The 17960-nt window shown below is 58.5% G+C and carries 10 protein-coding genes; all 10 read left to right on the forward strand.

Annotated elements, in window-relative coordinates; all coding sequences use genetic code 11:
- The first annotated feature begins 223 nt into the window (after positions 1-223).
- Entirely contained in the window at positions 224-3961 is a 3738-nt protein-coding gene (prsT, locus tag CKO23_RS08660; RefSeq protein ID WP_200330074.1) for an XrtA/PEP-CTERM system TPR-repeat protein PrsT, read from the forward strand.
- 1402 nt (positions 3962-5363) lie between these two features.
- Complete coding sequence (locus CKO23_RS08665; protein WP_200330075.1) at positions 5364-7682, forward strand: AAA family ATPase; 2319 nt, start codon at positions 5364-5366, stop codon at positions 7680-7682.
- A gap of 11 nt (positions 7683-7693) precedes the next feature.
- Positions 7694-9787, forward strand: coding sequence for an XrtA/PEP-CTERM system histidine kinase PrsK (prsK, locus tag CKO23_RS08670; protein WP_200330077.1), 2094 nt, complete (start codon positions 7694-7696; stop codon positions 9785-9787).
- Positions 9784-11142: a PEP-CTERM-box response regulator transcription factor gene (gene prsR / locus CKO23_RS08675; protein ID WP_200330079.1), complete on the forward strand. Its 1359-nt coding sequence runs from the start codon at positions 9784-9786 to the stop codon at positions 11140-11142. The genes prsK and prsR overlap by 4 nt, the downstream gene beginning before the upstream one ends.
- 82 nt (positions 11143-11224) lie before the next feature.
- Positions 11225-11878: an XrtA/PEP-CTERM system exopolysaccharide export protein gene (locus CKO23_RS08680; RefSeq protein ID WP_440870564.1), complete on the forward strand. Its 654-nt coding sequence runs from the start codon at positions 11225-11227 to the stop codon at positions 11876-11878.
- A gap of 57 nt (positions 11879-11935) precedes the next feature.
- Complete coding sequence (locus CKO23_RS08685) at positions 11936-13477, forward strand: XrtA system polysaccharide chain length determinant (RefSeq protein WP_200330081.1); 1542 nt, start codon at positions 11936-11938, stop codon at positions 13475-13477.
- A gap of 36 nt (positions 13478-13513) precedes the next feature.
- Complete coding sequence (locus CKO23_RS08690) at positions 13514-14527, forward strand: XrtA-associated tyrosine autokinase (protein WP_242482308.1); 1014 nt, start codon at positions 13514-13516, stop codon at positions 14525-14527.
- Between the two features lie 133 nt (positions 14528-14660).
- Positions 14661-16016, forward strand: a complete 1356-nt coding sequence (locus tag CKO23_RS08695; RefSeq protein WP_242482309.1) for a TIGR03016 family PEP-CTERM system-associated outer membrane protein — start codon at positions 14661-14663, stop codon at positions 16014-16016.
- The gene (locus CKO23_RS08700) at positions 16013-16912 is read left to right on the forward strand and encodes an XrtA system polysaccharide deacetylase (protein WP_242482310.1); all 900 of its coding nucleotides are present in this window, start codon (positions 16013-16015) and stop codon (positions 16910-16912) included. Before CKO23_RS08695 ends, CKO23_RS08700 begins: the two co-directional genes overlap by 4 nt.
- The gene (locus CKO23_RS08705; protein WP_200330085.1) at positions 16912-17955 is read left to right on the forward strand and encodes a FemAB family XrtA/PEP-CTERM system-associated protein; all 1044 of its coding nucleotides are present in this window, start codon (positions 16912-16914) and stop codon (positions 17953-17955) included. The genes CKO23_RS08700 and CKO23_RS08705 overlap by 1 nt, the downstream gene beginning before the upstream one ends.
- The last annotated feature ends 5 nt before the right edge of the window (positions 17956-17960 follow it).

Genomic DNA, 17960 nt, shown 5'->3' on the forward strand with positions numbered 1-17960 from the left:
TCGCCGTAGGTGTACACGATGTGGCGGCTGACTGTGCCCAGCGCATCGAGTGGCTGGACGTCTGTCGGAGTGATCGCTTAGGGACATCGTGCGTCAATTGTGTCGCTCTGCTGCCTAGGGCATCATAGCTGAGGTTGCCTCGTAACGGGTTTCGCCAAGTCAAGGTTGTCGATGTGGCCGATCGTCACGATCGAACGTTCCTGCCATAAGGAGATGTGATCCGATGCAAGCTTCGAACGCGGTTTCTTCTCGCTTTTGCGTGGCCGCAATGCTGATTGCTGCGCTGATCGGCGGCTGCGGTCAGTCACTCACCCCCGAGGAGTATTTGTCACGCGGCGAAGCAGCCTTGGCGCGTGGCGAACTGCGCGCGGCTGTGATCGCGTTCAAGAACGTTTTGCAGGAGCAGCCAGGCAACGCAGAGGCGCGTGCCCTGCTGGGGCAGGCCTCGCTTGGGCTCGGTGATCCAGTGGTCGCCGAGCAGGATCTGGAGCGCGCCCGCGAAATGGGCGCGGATGATGCGCGCATTCAGCCTTGGTTGGCGAGGTCTTGGCTCCAGCAGGGCAAGTACGATCAAGTGGTTGCTCTGAAGGTTTCGGGCGAGGTGTCCGCTGAGCGTCGCGCCGCACTCTTGGCCGTCAAGAGCGAGGCGCGTCTCGCTCAGCGGGACCTGCCGGGCGCTGAACGGGAAGCGGATGCGGCTTTGCGCGCGGATCCGAATGCCGTCCCCGCCTTGCAAGCCATGGCGCGCCTGAAGGCAGTCCGAGGCGAACTCGACGCGGCGATCATGCTCGTTAAGCAGGCGTTGGAGCGCGACGTGTCCAATGCCGAAGCGGAGAATCTGCTCGGCGAGATCGAGCGCTCCGCCGGTCGTCTCGATGAGGCGGAAGCCGCCTATACGCGGGCGATGCAGGATCCGGTGCAGGGACCGAGGAGCCAGTTGAACCGTGCCACATTGCGGATTCAGGCCAATCGACTCGATGAGGCGCAGAGCGACATTGATGCGTTGAAGAAGCGCGTTAAGGACAACCTCTTGGTTGACTATGCCGAGGCGCAGCTCCTCTATGCTCGCAAAGACTACGCCAAGGCGATCGAACGTCTGGACGTCTTGCTTGGGGCCAATCCCAGGTACATCCCTGCCGTGCGCCTGGCTGGCGCAACGCGTCTCGCGCTGAGGGAGCCGGCCGTCGCGCGTATTCATTTGCAGCGCGCGGTCTCGGCCTTGCCGGACGACGTCGAGGCGCGCCGCATGCTGATCATGGCCTTGCTCCAGGTGGGCGAGGCGGCCGAGGCGGAGCGTTTGGCCAGGGAGCGCATCGAATCGGCCCCCGAAGATACGGCAACGACGGATCTGTTGGCGAGCGCACTGATGATGCAGGGCAAGCGCGACGAGGGCGTGTCTTTTCTGCGCCGCGTCAGCGCCGTTCAGTCCGATTCGGCGGCGGCCAACGTGCGTCTTGGGACGGCTCTACTGGGGCAGGGTGACGTTGAGGAAGGATTGAAGACCCTGCGGGAGGCGCTCAAGCAGGATCCGGAGCTGCGAGGCGCGGCCGAGCAATTGGTGTTTGGCTATGTCAGCAGCGGCGATCTTGATCAGGCGTTGAAGGCCGCGCGCGAATATGCCGACCGCGATCCTGGCTCAGCGCGCGCCCAGGCGCTATTGGGCGCAGTCTATCTGCAGCGCGAGCAGGTCGCGGAGGCGTCACAGGCATTCGAAAAGGCGCTGGAGTTGGAGCCCGGCAATCTTGCCGCCAGTACGGGTTTGGCGACATTGGCACTGCGAAAGGATGATTTGACGGCGGCACGTGGCTATTTCGCCAAGAGCCTGGAGGCCCATCCCGAGGATGATCGTCTGCGTCTGCTGCTGGCTAGGCTGGCCATGGCGCAGAAGGATACGGCTGCGGCCAAGGGTTATCTCGACGAAGCCGTTGAGCGCAATCCCGACGCCTTGCTGCCACGGCTCTATCTCGCGGCCTACTATCAACGGATCGGCGATTCCGCTGAGTCTCTGAACCTGCTTTCCGAAACGCGTCGCGATTTCCCGAACAATCCCGCGTTGCTGGGTCTGACAGCCGATGCGCAGTTGACGCTCCGCCAATTCGATGCGGCCAAGTCGACGTTGGAAGACCTACTGATCGATGCCCCGAACGATCCGCGAGTGCGGGTTGCCTTGGCGAGTGCCTATGCGAGCCTGGGTGAGTCCGCCTCGGCCAAAGTCGAACTCAAGAAGGCGCTCGAGCTGGATGCGAACCTGATCCCAGCGGTCAATCTGCAGGCGCGTCTGGCCATCGCCGAGAAGGATCTGGACGGGGCCGAGCAGGCGTTGGGCGAGCTAACCCGCTTGCTGGGACCCAACCATGCGGATGTCTTGCTGATCGAGGGGCAGCTGGCTCAGATCAAAGGGGATCTGTCGGCGGCAAACGGGACATTCCAGCGCTTGCTCGCATCGGGGGGCGATGCACTGGATCTGGACTCGGATCCGGGTCTGCGCAATGCCGCCGAGCAACTGGTTTTGGGCTATGTGCGCAGTGGTGATCCAGAGGGTGCCCTGAAGGCGGCCTTGGAGCTGCGCGAGCGCCAGCCCGAGTCGGCTCGCGTCCATGACCTCGTGGGCGCGCTCTATTTGCGAGCCAAACAACTCGATTCGGCCGCCCAGTCGTTCCAGCGTGCGCTGGAGTTGGAGCCGGGCGATGTCGCGGCGATCGGAGGTTTGGCGGCCATCGCCATCGATGGAAACGAGCTTGATCGGGCTGAACAGTTATATGAGGAGGGTCTCAAGAAGCATCCGAACGATATCGCTTTGTTCACTGGCTTGGCGCGGGTGGCCTTGCTGAGGAACGATGGCGTGGCGGCGGAAAGGTATCTCGTCCGGTCGGAGCAGGCCAACCCGCGTGCCCTTGAGCCTAGGCTCTTCCTCGCCGCGTTCCATCTGCGTCAAGGCAATCCGGCGCGTGCCCTGGATGTGCTCACAGAGGCAAGCCAGCTGTCTCCAGACGCTGTTCAGCTGTTGGCCTTGCGTGCCGAGGCGGAACTGAGCTTGCGCCGCTTCGAGGCGGCGCGCGACACGCTGATCAGGTTGGATCGAGTCAGACCCGACCAGCCGCGTGTCTTGATCGCCCTCGCAAGAGCGGATGCCGCACTTGGACGTCTGGACGACGCCGAGCAGTCGCTGAGGCGAGCGATCAAGATCGACTCAGGGTCGGTCCAGGCCTTGAGCAGTTTGGCGGCATTGGCGATCGCTAGGAAGTCCTACGATGACGCGGCGGCTCGGATCGGGGAGCTAGAGCGGGTCCTCGGCGCCGAGAGCGCGAACGTGCTTGTCTTACGTGGCGCTCTGGCGGAAAGTCAGGGCGATATGGAGGCTGCGCTGGCGAGCTATCAGCGCCTGTTCGACCAGTCGCCGAGTATGCAGAGTGCCCTGTTGCTAGCGCGAGCGCATGCTAAGACCAATGATCTGGACGGGGCGAGTCATCTGCTCAATGATTGGCTCGGACAGCATCCTGATGATGCTCAAGTTCGGTTCGAGCTGGCGCAATTGCAGATGAGAATGCAGCGTCCCGAACAGGCGATCACGGAGTTTCGGGCTGTGCTGGTGAAGAAGCCCGACAACTCGATTGCGCTGAACAATCTGGCGTGGCTGCTTCAGGAGCGCGAGCCGGTGCAAGCGCTTGAGTATGCAAGGCGCGCGCACGAATTGGCTCCGAAATCCGCAGACATCGCCGATACCCTGGCGGTGCTGTTGATGCGCAACGGTGACCTGCGCGAGGCGGGGCGTATGAGCGATCTCGCTTTAGCCGCCGATGCCGAAAACGGCAGCATGCTCTTCCATAAGGCGCAGATCCTCGAGAAGGGTGGAAAGCGCGCTCAGGCGGAACGGGTATTGGAGACGGCCTTGAAGGTCGGCGGGACTTTCGAGGAACGCGCTGAGGCTGAGGCTATGCTGAAGCGGCTGAGCGGCAGCTGATTACAGTTCCTCAGTCTGCTTGCAAGCGTTTGCCCCTGGGATCCTGGAAGAACTCAGAGCTAGGCGCTTTCCGGGAATCCTCATACCTCTATGCCTCGGACAATCGTTGTCGCTGTAGGCATTGGTCATCAGTTGAACCGGTGGGGTGGGCGAGCGCGAGCGAAGCCCACCGAATCCCGCGTCGTTGTTGGTGCACTGTGCTGTGCTTGTCCCTACAGAATAGGCGCGAAAACCGCCGAAAAAATGTTCTCCACGACATCATTCGCGCGCAACCTATTGTTTTCCTGGCCTGTCTAGCGAGCTTCGCAACCCCTGTGCTGAATAAGGCGTTCGAAGTGCCGCTCTCTGTCAAGCAGAGGGTTCTCTCTCTGGTCAACAGTTACATCCGTACTCTGCCGTTGGCTTGTTTTCTCTCTTCATAACAACTGGTTAGCAGGCAGTGGTAGACATTGCTTAGCACCTGTTCTCGAAAAGACGAAGGTGGGCTGATGTTTCTCATTTCCTGCTCGTAGTAATCGATGCGCTGATTGATATCAGTTTCTTGTGCTGGGGAGTGCTCAATGGGTTTCATTGCGAATTCTGGTTTCATTGTGAATTTCTGCTGGCCAATAGGGTGAATTGCCGATCAGATGGATCATTTAAAACCTGCACGCTTGGGCGCTCCGAAGACGTCGACCTCCCGTCCGTAACACGCCGTTCCGCTTAAGCCAGCCAACCAAACGAACGGCTAGCGATCTACTTGAGTCCGACGCTCATTCTGCTTTGTTAGATTCGAGTTTTCTCTATCTATCTGATCTATAAAGCTCACGTTGGATCGCTCGCCTGATCATTGGGGCTATACTGCATGTAAAAGAGGCATTTGCGCCGCTGGGAGCAGCCGGCTTTCCGGGTAACAAAGTAGTACTCATCGCTTTTTTGCAAAGTGGCGCGCGGTATGCCTGTTCAGGTCGCGGTAGACTGAATGGAGGCCCAGATGTCTCACATGGAAACGCACATATGATGCCAGTGCTTCCATGCGTTGTGTCCGTTGGATAATGGCCGCGAGTGGCTTTATGCTGCATTGAGAAACCGGCGGTCTGACTCCGTGCGACCAGCGCTTCGTTCGAAAGTCCGAAAACAGCTGCATCGCTTGACCTTTTGTTGACGGGTTTGCGCACAACGGTCGGGCTGGTCTTTCGATTTGCGAGATCAATCAGTGTCCATTTGTGTCAGTTTTTGGCAGTGCCGATGTCAGAACTGGCAGCCGTTGGATCCTGTCTGAGGATAATGTACGACGACGCCGGCTTTACGCGCGCGGCGCAAATTCACCAGTGGCAGTTGGTCGTCATTCTGTTCAGCTTCCGCAGCTTGTGTGTCATTATGATTTTTGAATCGCCATCTTGGTGAGATATGGAATTCCAATATGTTTGAGGCATTCTACGGATTCAGTGTCGATCCCTTCCGCTTGATTCCCGATAACTCGGCTGTCTTCGAGCATCAAGGATTTTCTAAGGCGCGGTCTTATATCGATTACGCGCTGCTGCGTGGCGAGGGGTTCGTCATGATTACTGGCAGCCCGGGTACGGGTAAGACAACCCTGATCAAGAATGTGCAGTCGAGAATGGCTGATTCTGATATCCGGATGGCGGTGGTTTCCAATCCGCGTTTGGAGCCTGAGGATCTGCTGAGAATGGCGGCCAATGCATTCGGCGTGGACGTGGGCGAGCAATATAGTAAGTCCAATTTGCTATTGAGGCTGACGGAGTTTTTTCTTTCTCAGCGCCGTGCGGGTGGACGCGCATTGCTGATCGTCGATGAGGCGCAAGATCTCTCGGCATCCGCGCTCGAGGAGTTGCGGCTGCTCACGAATCTTGAGCATTTGGACGTGGCACTCCTGCAGATCCTTTTAGTGGGACAGGCGTCGCTGCGTGACCTGGTTCGTAGCGAGGGAATGGAGCAACTGCATCAGCGGATCGTAGCGGCCTGGCAGTTGGCGCCGCTTGAGCCCCGCGAGACGGTTGGCTATGTCCGCGATCGGTTGGAAAGGGCAGGGTGGCGCGGCGATCCGTCCTTTCAGCCGGGTGTGTTGAGGGCGATTCATGAGTTCAGTGTCGGCGTGCCGCGCCTGATCAATCTCGTTTGTGGTCGCCTGTTGCTGCGTGGATTTTGCTTGGAATCGCACGAGCTAGGCATCGCTGACGTCAACTGCGTCATCGGCGAACTGCGCGATGAGGGACTCACCCCGAGAACCCTGAGTGCGAAAGATGCTCGGTCTGACGGTTCCCCCGTTGAAGGTCGTGCCGACGCGGCCGGCGCGAGTACTTCCAGGGTAGAGGGCGGAGTGTCGGCGGACGATGACGTCACCGATTGGTCCTTGCTTGATCAGGGGCTGGCGATGGAGGGTGCGCCCGCTGCGCACCCGGTCCCCGCTTCATGCACGTCCGTTGAGAACGAGTTGGCGGCGCAGATGGAGTCGGTTTCCCTAGCCGGCGCCGAATTGGACGCCGAGGCTTCCGTCGACGAGGCAGGTCACGATCAGGAGCATGGGCACCTGGGGGGGGGCGACGATCCGGGTGGTGCGCCTGAAGCTGCGTCGATGCCCTTGTCCGAACTTCCCGAGTCGAACCCGATTCTAGTCTGTGAGGATTCCTTCCGCGCGGAGTCGGTTCAGGATTGGGGCGATGAGCAGACTGGCTACAAGGCGATTGCGGAGGCCTACGAGCCACACAGAGGCGCTGCTGGTTCGAGGCGGCCGGTGATCTATGCGCTGGTTGCCCTGGCTGTCGTGGGGGCGGCGATGGGTGGAGCCTATTGGCTTTTCCCAGAAAACTGGAATCGGTTGGTGAAGTCCGCCGAGCACTGGGTGGAGACTGGGGCCGCCAGACTCTCGCAGTTGTCTGGTTGGTCTCGCGATGCGGCTAGGGTGAGCCCCGATGGCACCGCAGGGCCGCCGCAGCCGGTGGCGGGAGGGTTAGAAGTCTCGCTCCCTGGCGCGCAGGAGAATATCTCGACAGTCGCCTCGAATAGTCGGCCGGTTGCTGCCACGGATGAGGTGGATCTCATCCGAGATCTTGAGGATCGGCGCCCTGCGGCCCAACTGGACGAATCCTCCGAACCGACTCCGCCCGCCCCTGATGGCGCGCTCGCCCGATCTCCCTCCGTTAAAGGCGCGTTGAATGAGCCAAATGAACAGGTCGACCAGGAAGGAGGATTCACTGAGTCGGCGGACAGACGAGCAGACGGTCGGTTCGCCGAGCCTAAACAGGGCACCCTTGATGTCGATGCGAGTCCTGGGGTCAGCGGAGGCGTTCCCGAGGCGGTTGGCGGTGAGGCCGAGAAGGGGACGACTCGCCGGCGAGCAGCCGTGGGCACGCTGCTCTTGGTCGAGGTGGCGTTCCAGTTCAATCGATCGGTGATCGGTGCGCGATTTGCCAAAGCCCTCGACGAGGTAGCGGCGCTCATGGATGAGTCAAGTCTGACGACCGCCGACATTCAAGGCTTCACCGACGGCATCGGAGACCCGCGCTATAACGACATGCTGGCGCGTCGGCGGGCGCAGGCCGTTGCGGACTATCTGATTAAGCGAGGCATTGACAGTGAGCGCTTGTCCGTTTTTGGCAGCGACGTCAATGCCGCCGGGGGAGATGCCAACGGCGCGGGCGCGGTCACCGAGAAGGGTGCTGCCGGGCGGACGGTGGAGGTCAGGGTCCTCGGGCCGATCGATGGGGCGCGATCTGGCTGATGTCTGCGTCCATGACGGCCGGTGCCCTGAGTTATTTGCTGGCCCTGTTGGCCTATCTGCTCCTGGCTATTCTGCTTGTGACGGCATGGCGCGGGCGTCTAACGGGGTTGCTCGCCGTCGTGGCGGTTGTGGCGAGCTTGCCCTGGGCGGCGGTCGGTGTTGTCGCCGGCATGGGCGTGAGCCTTTCGGATGGCTTGTTCGGGAGCGTTGAACTGGCGCGCAATGGGGGCTGGTTCCTCTTCCTGACCGCGATCCTGGTGGCTGAGTATGATCGCGCGAGTTCGCGGTTCTGGAATGTGGCGGCTTGGTCGGTCATCGCGCTCGGTGGGTTGCTCGCGCTGTTCATCCCGCTCGCTCTCCCTTCAATCGGGTTGGCGGCGAGCGATCGGGTAGATGTCGTCTTGTTCGCTGGAATTCTTGAGGCCGTTTTTGGACTCTTGTTAGTCGAGCAGGTGTTTCGCAATCGGCTACCGGCGCGGCGCTGGGAGATAAAGCATCTCTGCCTCGGGTTGGGTGCGGTGTTTGTTTACGACCTCTTCTTCTATTCGGACGGCCTGCTGATGCAGCACCTCGATGAGCATGCCTGGGAGGCGCGTGGTCTCGTCAATGCTTTGATCGTTCCGCTCATCGCGGTTTCTGCGGCGAGAAACCCCGCTTGGTCACTGGATGTGCATGTGTCGCGGAGCGTCGTGTTCCATTCTGCGACCTTGTCGGGTGCCGGCCTTTATCTGATGGCGATGGCGGCGGCGGGATATTGGATTCGACTCTTCGGTGGTGCTTGGAGCGCCGTGCTCCAGATCGTCTTCCTATTTTCTGCTGGGGTATTGCTGCTGCTGTTGCTTTTCTCGGGTCAATTACGGGCCCGCGCGCGGGTTTGGGTGAGTCGGCATTTCTTTAGTTTCAAGTACGATTATCGTGAGGAGTGGCTAAGGTTCACCGAGGCCCTGTCGCAGGGTGGCATGAACCTGCCGCGGGCCGTCGTGGGCGCGCTCGGGGAGATCGTTGATAGCCCGACAGGCATGCTCTGGGCGCGGCATGAAGGCGGCGACTTTGAACTGCTGGAGCGCAACGGTCTTTCCGAGACGCGGATTTCAACGATGCGCGGAGAAGATTCGCTGGTCCGTTTTCTCGAGCGCTCGGGTTGGATCGTGGAGATCGACGAATGGCGGCGGTCATCCGAGGTCTATGAGAATGTGGAAATGCCCGATTGGCTGCGCGATTCCTCCGCGTTCTGGCTGCTGGTCCCATTAGTCAATCGCGAGGAACTCTGTGGCTTCGTGGTTCTGGGGCGTCCGCGCGTCCCACGCTCGATCAACTGGGAGGATCGTGCCTTGCTGAAGACCGCTGGCCGTCAGGCGGCAAGCCATGTAGCCCGGTATCTGTCCGACCGAGCGCTGATGCGCGCGCGCCAGTTCGAGGCATTCAATCAACTTTCGGCCTACGTGGCGCATGATCTCAAGAATTTGCTGGCCCAACAGTCATTGATTCTGTCCAATGCTGAGCGGCACAAGCAGAATCCTGCGTTTGTCGAGGATGTGCTGCAAACGATCAGGACCTCGGTCGATCGCATGAATCGTCTCATGGCCCAGTTGCGAACTGGAGTTCGGGGCGGGGAACTCTCCCAGACCGATCTGGAGGCGCTGATCCGCGAGACGATCGACAGGCATGCCGATCGCGCTCCGATTCCTCGCGTGGAGATTTTGGCTGGAGATTTGCTTGTAAACACGGACAAGGAACAGCTGCGAACGATTGTTGGGCATATCCTGCAGAATGCACGGGAGGCCACGGGACCCGATGGTTCTGTGGTTGTGCGTGTGATTGAGGAGGCTCATGGCGTCACGATCGAAATCGAGGATGATGGAGTGGGGATGTCGGACGAGTTCATTCGCGATCGCCTGTTTCGTCCCTTTGATTCCACCAAGGGTTTGACCGGGATGGGGATAGGGGCCTTCGAGGCCCGCGAGATGGTGCGCCGGCTGGGCGGTGAATTGGCGGTCGAGAGCAAGCCTGGGCGTGGAACGCTGTTTCGGGTCTATCTGCCCCGCCGTGATATCGTGGGACGCCAAGCGGCGTGCGTTCCCAAGCCGTCGGAGACGGCGGTATGAAGGGCGCTGCAAAGCCGTTGCTTGTGATCGAGGATGATCTGGGACTGCAAAGTCAATTGCGCTGGTGCTTCGATGGTTTCGATGTAGCCGTGGCATCGGATCGCCGGGAGGCGCTGGCGCAGGTGCGCCGGCATCGGCCGAGCGTGGTCACGCTCGATCTTGGTTTGCCGCCTGATCCTGGTGGCGTGAGCGAGGGCATGGCGACCTTGGCTGAGATTATGGAACTCGTGCCTCAGACCAAGGTGATTGTGGTGACAGGTAACGATGATCGCCCGAATGCGGTCAAGGCGATTGCTCTCGGCGCCTATGATTTCTATCCGAAGCCGATCGACTCGGTGACACTGAACCTGGTCGCCGAGCGTGCGCATCGTCTCTTTGAGCTAGAGTCCGAGAATCGAAAGCTTCGACAGCTGAGTGTGGATGAGCCGTTGCGAGGTGTCATTGCCACGAGCCCACAGATGCTCAAGGCCTGTCGTGCCGTCGAAAAGGTGGCGGAGGCGGACGTGACCGTCCTCATCCTTGGCGAGAGCGGAACCGGCAAGGAACTCTTCGCGCGTGCGCTGCATGAGCGCAGTCCCCGAGCCTCTGGCAGGTTGGTTGCGATTAATTGCGCAGCGATTCCGGAGAATCTGCTAGAGAGCGAGCTGTTCGGCTATGAGAAAGGTGCCTTTACCGGCGCGATCAAGCAGACTTTAGGCAAGATCGAGTACGCGAATGGCGGGACGCTGTTCCTGGATGAGATTGGCGATCTGCCGCAGCCGCTCCAGGCGAAGCTTCTGCGTTTCTTGCAGGAGCGGGTTATCGAGCGTCTGGGCGGGAGAAAAGAGATAGCGCTCGATCTGCGCGTTGTTTGCGCGACGCATCAGGATCTGGAATCGCAAGTCGCGTTGGGTCAATTCAGGGAGGATCTTTACTACCGTATCAGCGAGGTGACTATTCGCTTACCCGCGCTCAGAGAGCGGGAGGGGGATGCGCTGGTTCTGGCACGAGCTTTCCTCGACCAATACAATGCCGAATATGGCAGATCGCTCTTCGGCTTCACTAAAGACGCATTGGCCGCAATCGAGCAGTATGGCTGGCCAGGGAATGTTCGTGAAATCGAGAGCCGCATCAAGCGTGCCGTGATCATGGCGGAGGGTCGTCAACTGTCGTCCGAAGATCTCGATTTGGAGGCAGGTGAGAGTCTGGCTCCTCTCTGTCTCCAGGAAGTGCGAGATCAGGCGGAGTTGCTCGCCTTGCGTCAGGCTCTCGGTAGAGCCGATGGTAATATGACCCTGGCCGCCCAAATGTTGGGCATCACTCGCCCCACCTTGTATCGTTTGCTTGAAAAGTTCGATATGAATTCGGCTGACTAGCCTCTACGGGCGATCCGTGTTGCCAATGAGAGTTTGATGCCAGAGAGGCGTGTGTCTATAGACGCATTTGGAAAAGGGGATAATGCAATTGAGAATTAATTTTGGATCCTTGAAGTGCGGTGCTGCGCTGATGACTGCGTGCATCGTGCTTCTAAACCTGGGCTGTGCCTCCTTCAAGGCCAAGTATCCGCCGGTGCCTCTCGATCAACGCGACATAACGGTGCAAGACGGTTATTTCTACGAGATCGCCCCAGGGGATCAGGTCAATATCTTCGTCTGGGGATTCGAGGAGCTTTCTGGTTCCGTGCCCGTGCGGCCTGATGGGATGTTGACGACACCGCTGATCGAAGATGTCCCTGCCAGCGGGAAAACGCCGACGCAACTCGCCCGCGATCTTGAAAAGCAGTTTGCGGTTTATGTGCGCTACCCGATCGTGACCGTCATCGTCAATGGCTTCGTGGGGCTGCCGAGTCAGCAAGTCCGCGTGGTGGGTGAGGCCGGGAAGCCGGCTGCTGTGCCGTTTCGAAAACACATGACGTTGCTGGACCTCATGGTTGAGGTCGGCGGACTGACCGAGTTCGCGGCTGGCAACAAAGCTATCCTTGTGCGCTACGCCAACGGGCAGCAGCGTCAATACTCTGTTCGCTTGGATGATCTGATTCGACGTGGGATCATCAAAGAAAACTTGGGTCTGTTGCCAGGCGATATCTTAATCATTCCAGAATCCTGGTTTTGAGGATTTCGCGAATCGGCTAAATGGTTATCTGCTGGAAAATCTGGCAAGTGAACAGCTATGCATGACTTGTTATTGCAATTGTTCTCCTATGTTCGGGGGATGTGGCGCTATCGTTGGCTAGCACTTACGGTCGCATGGCTGATTGCCATCTCGGGCTGGGTCTACGTATCCAGGTTGCCCGATGAATACAAGGCATCGGCCCGTGTTTTCGTCGATACGAACAGCGTGTTGAGGCCTCTTCTGCAGGGCTTGGCGATACAGCCGGATCTCGTTCAGCGCGTGGCCTTGATGAGCCGTATGCTGCTCAGCCGGCCGAATCTCGAGCGGATCGCACGCATGAGCGATCTGGATCTGGGCGTGCGTACCGAGCGCGACAAGGAGCTAATGCTTGATCAAATGCTCGAAAAAATACAACTCGCCGGCGATCGTTCCAATCCTTCGCTTTATAGAGTCTCTTTCGAACATCGCGATCCGAATCGCGCGAAACAGGTTGTTCAGTCGCTGGTGACTGTTTTTATCGAGCAGGCGCTCGTCGGAAACGATGCCTCGACATCCACGGCACACGACTTTCTCGAGCAAGAGATCGCCGACTACGAGTCGCGACTCAGACAGTCGGAAAAGGAGCTGGCCGATTTCAAGCGTGAGAATGCGGGTGTCTTGCCTGGCGAACAGGTGAACTACTACACGAACCTGGAGCAGGAGAAGGCCGCCCTCAAAGACGCGGAATTGGCGCTGCGCGAGGCGATTTGGCGGCGCGACGAGTTGGGTTATCAGATCGAAAGCGAGGATCAGATCGTTCAGAACAACTTCGATCTCACGCCGCTTCAGCAGGCGGAGGACCCGCGTATCATCGCTATGCAAACGAAACTGGATGAATTGCTGTTGCGCTTCACGGATCGGCATCCGAACGTGATCCAGTTGCGTCGCCAGATCGATGAGCTGCGTGAAAGCAATCGGCAGCAGTTGCGGACGAACGGCGGATCCCAGTTGGCTTCGAATGTGCCGGCCAATACGGTCTATGGAAACCTTCGGGTTGCGCTCAGCGAGGCTGATACCCAGGTTGCAGCCTTAACCGCGCGCGTCGGAGACTATAAGAAACGGGTCAAGCAACTCGGCGACAAGATCGACAGCATTCCGACGATCGAAGCCAGGCTCAAGCAGTTGACCAGGAACTACTCGACGATCGCTGCGCAACACAATGAATTGCTGAAACGTCGTGAATCGGCAAGACTTTCGACCGAAGTCGAGAAGACAGTTGACGGCGCTAAGTTTCGTGTGGTCGATCCGCCGTTCGCACCTTCAAAACCATCGGCTCCGAATCGCTTGGCCCTTTCCGCTGCCGTTTTGTTGATTGCCATCGGTGGCGGACTGGCAAGCGCACTCGGGATGGATCTGCTGCGACCCATCTATGACGAGCGGCATATCCTTTATCAAGAGACAGGAATTCCCGTGCTCGGTAGTGTGGGGCTCGTGATGTCTAGTGCGCAACGCCGTAGGGAACGTTTGATGTTGATACCCTTTGTAGCCGCAAGTGCAAGCCTGGTCGTCGGCTTCATTCTCGTGGCTAAGGGTTTACCGATGCTCCTGGGGCAGGTCTAGCTCCATCAACCGCTCTTGGCAGGATCACTCCCTATTATGATGAGTACCATTCAGCGTAGTCTCGCAAAACGCGAAGATGAGATTCGTGCGTCGATGTCCGGGGATGCCGCCCCGCGAACGACGCCCGGCGCGGCAGAAAGGGAACGTGACGCGAGGTTGGATTCTCAACTCGGTCGGGATTCTGCCACTGCTTGCGCCGTCACCTCTGATGCCGCTCGGCATCCTTGGGATAGCGAACGCCCCTTCCAGCGTTTGGCGCTTGATCAATTGCGTCTGGCCGGTGCCTTGACACCTGATGCGAAACGATCACAGTTGGCCGAGGAATATCGTCTGATCAAGCGTCCGCTGTTGATGAATGTCGATAAGAAGGGAGCGGACATCGTCGAAAACAGCAATTTGATCATGGTGACCAGTGCCTTGCCAGGCGAGGGTAAGACTTTTTCGGCCATAAACCTTGCAATCAGCATCACCATGGAGCGTGATCGGACCGTCCTGCTGGTGGATGGCGATGTAGCCAAGCCGACCGCAGCTAAGCGTTTGGGCATCGATAACGAGTTGGGATTGCTGGATGTGCTGGACGGCTCCGGGGTCACGGTTGAGGAAGCGATGGTCCAAACTGACTTGCCGAATTTGCGGGTCCTGCCCGCGGGCAAGCGCCATGAGCGAGCCACCGAGTTGTTGGCGAGCGAGCGGATGGCGAGACTGATGAAGGAATTCTCCTCGCGTTACAAGGATCGCGTGGTCATCTTCGATTCACCGCCATTGCTGCTTGCGAGCGAAAGTGCCGTTCTCGCCGGGTGGATGGGGCAGATCCTCGTGGTGGTTGCTGCCGAACAGACTCCTCGACATGCCGTGGCCGATGGGCTGAGTCGTTTGGGACAGGATAAGATCATGGGTTTGGTATTGAATAAGTACCGGCCAAGTCTTGGCAACCGATTTGGCGCCGGATACGGATACGGATATGGATACGGGTACGGATCTGGACATGGTTACGGCCAGTTGCCGACTGACGATGGTAACGCCACTACTGCTCCGTCGAGCCAAAGCTAAGGGTCGGTTTAGGGCGTCCATGATGTTAGCCAGCCCAGGTTCGGATCATCGCATGTTGCCTGGTTGGTTGGGGTCGTTCTGTTGTGCGTGCCTCCTGTTACTATCTGCGTCTGCCTTAGGCGCCGATTGGCGTTTGTCCAAGCAGCTGACAGTCAAGGGAACCTATACCGACAACTTGAATCTTGAAGATGTGACGACGCATGACGGAGCGCAGGGTGATTTTTTTATCGAGTTGACGCCCGGATTCGTGCTCCAAGCGAAGGGGCGCCGACTTGATCTCGATGTCGCCTATTCACTCCAGTCGTTGCACTATCTGAGCTATGACTCAGAAGATACGCTAAATAATCGTTTGCAGGCGAATGCCAACTCCGAACTCTATCGGGATCACCTGTTTCTCGATATGAACTTGACGGCACGGCAGGAGCTGATCGATGCGCAGGGTCCAACCAGCTGGGACGCGACCAGCCCTTCAAACAACCTGCAGACGAGTTATACCTATCTGGTCGCGCCTTATTTCAAGAATCGTTTTGGCCGATTGGCTGATCTTACCCTGCGTTTCGAGCAGGATGGCGTCTTTTATAGTGACGAGGGGGAGGACAGTTTGGGTTATCGGACCCAATTTGACCTCTTAAGTGGCCCGATCCTTGGTGATCTGCAGTTGGGTCTGATCGCCGAGAACGAAAATGTCGACTACCAGGATGGGCCTAGTGACCGCTTTAGCAAGGCTGCCGGAGGCGTGGGTTATCGCATCGACGGGCGCTGGCGCTTCGATGTCCTAGGTGGTTATGAAGAAAACAACTATCCCTCCCTCACTAAAACCAGCGGTAGCCTGTGGGAGAGCCTGCTGACTTGGACTCCTAATGGCCGAACCACGGTTAAGGCAGCAGTGGGACAGCGCTATTTTGGCTGGACCCCGAGGTTCGAGCTTAACTACCGTCGCAAGCGCTCCGTCTGGACTGCTTCCTATCAGCGTGACTTGACGAGTGCGCGGGGTGAGCGCGCGAGTTCAAGTGTCTATAGCTTCGAGGATGCCTTTGGCGAGCCTGTTACCCCTGAAACCGGGAGCGCGTTGGACGTTCCGCTCGATACTGCTACGGTTACATCGTCCGTTTATATCAACAACAGATTCGATTTCGCCGTGACGGCCCAGACCCGGCGTAGCTCCTTGGGTGCCTCGCTTGGTTATGGATTGCGGCAATACGAGGACGCTGTACGGGACGAGGAAAACCTCGAGGCCCGCGTCTATTGGTCGCGACGCTTGGCGGCGCGCACGAGTCTGAATCTTGGTCTGGGTTGGCGTCAGACTGATGGCAATAATAGCACTGATGATACGGCTGCGAATGGGCAGGATTCCTATTATTTCGACACTGGCCTTACTCGTCAATTGTCCGAGCGTACCTATTGCGACCTTCAATATCGCTTTCGCGATGATTCTGATAGTGGTTCCGAGAATCGGATCACGCTTGGTTTAAGGATCACTTGGGAATGAATGTCCTTCAAGAACATGCCCTCGACCGCCGGAAGGGCCGGGCCAACGCAATGACTATCGATGTGGAAGACTATTACCAGGTCTCTGCCTTCGAGTCACATGTCTCGCGCGACGCTTGGCCATCCTTTGCAACGCGTATCGAGCGCAATCTGCACCTCGTACTTACGCAGCTTGCAGAGCATGGTGTCTCAGCGACCTTCTTCACGCTTGGCTGCGTCGCGGAGCGTCATCCTGGACTGATCCGCGAATTGGTGGAGCAGGGTCACGAGTTGGCGAGTCACGGTTACTCTCATGTCCGAGTGACTCGGCAGGATCGTTATGCCTTCTTCGAGGACATCTGCAGAACCAAGTCGCTGCTCGAAGACATTGCGGGCGTTGAGGTCAAGGGTTACCGTGCCGCCAGCTATTCGATCGACGGGTCCACGCCCTGGGCGCACGAAGCCCTGCGCAAGGCTGGCTATGGTTACAGTTCCAGCGTCTACCCTATCCGGCACGATCACTATGGGATGCCGGAGGCGCCGCGTTTCAGATTCAATCCGATTCCGGGAGATTCCGCCTTCATCGAGATCCCCATCTCGACCATCGAACTCCTGGGGCGCCGAATCCCGTGCGGTGGCGGAGGTTATTTTCGTCTTTACCCTTACGGCGTTTCTCGTTGGGCCTTCGAACGATTGAATCGCTTGGAAAAGCAAGCTGGTATTTTCTATTTTCACCCCTGGGAGATGGATCCTGAACAGCCTAGGGTACAAGGATTGTCATCCAGGACGCGCTTTAGGCACTACCTCAATCTATCCCGCATGGAGTCTCGCGTGCGTCATTTGCTCCGCGATTTCACCTGGGACCGCATGGACCGGATATTCCTGCCCGCGCATCCAGACAGTTCGGAGTCAGCTTGATGCCGTCACCGGATGGGGTAGGGATTCGCCAACTCGAGCCTGCTGACTCAGACCGCTGGGACGCCTTTGTTGAGCGTATGCCTCAGGCGACTTTTTTTCATCGTGCCGGTTGGAAGAGGGTGCTCGAGGAAGCCTTTGGGCACTCGGCCTATTTTCTTTATGCCGAGTCGGAGGATGGCGAGATCCTGGGCGTTCTGCCGTTGGGCCACATCCGCAGTCGCTTGTTTGGCAACGGGCTCGTCTCGACACCATTTTGCGTCTATGGCGGAAGCGTCGGCGTTTCGGCGGACGTTTGCGAGCGGTTGGACGCGGAGGCCTGTCGTTTGGCTGAGTCATTGAGTGTCGATCATCTTGAATTGCGTTGTCGGTCGCGCTGTCACGACGATTGGCCGCGCAAGGATCTCTATGTCACCTTTCGCAAGTCGATCGATCCGGACCCGGAAAGGAATCTGCTGGCTATTCCACGCAAGCAGCGAGCGATGGTTCGCAAGGGGATGCAGGCTGGTTTGGAAAGCCGTCTCGACTCGGATGTTGACACGCTTCACCGTATCTATTCGGAGAGCGTGCGTAATCTCGGTACGCCTGTGTTTTCGAAGCGCTATTTTCGCGTTCTGAAGGATGTCTTTGGCGATGATTGCGAGATTCTGACCGTGCACCATGGTGGCAAGGTCGTCGCGGGTGTGCTCAGCTTCCTGTTTCGCGATGAGGTACTGCCCTATTACGGAGGGGGATCCGCTGAGGCGCGAGCCTTTAAGGCGAATGACTTCATGTACTGGGAAGTCATGCGTCGCGCCTGCGAGCGAGGCAGCCAGGTGTTCGACTTTGGGCGCAGCAAGATTGGCACCGGCTCCTTTGACTTCAAACGCAATTGGGGGTTTGAGCCGGAGCCCATGAGCTATGAATTTCGTTTGGTTCGCTCGACCGAGGTGCCGGACGTCAACCCGCTCAACCCGAAATACAGTCTCTTCATCGCGGGCTGGAGGCGTTTGCCCTTGCCGCTCAGCCGAATGATGGGTCCCTTCATTTCGAAGTACTTGGGCTAGAACGC

Origin of the sequence: Thiocystis violacea (assembly GCF_016583565.1) — a bacterium.
Classification (GTDB): Bacteria; Pseudomonadota; Gammaproteobacteria; order Chromatiales; family Chromatiaceae; genus Thiorhodococcus; species Thiorhodococcus violaceus_A.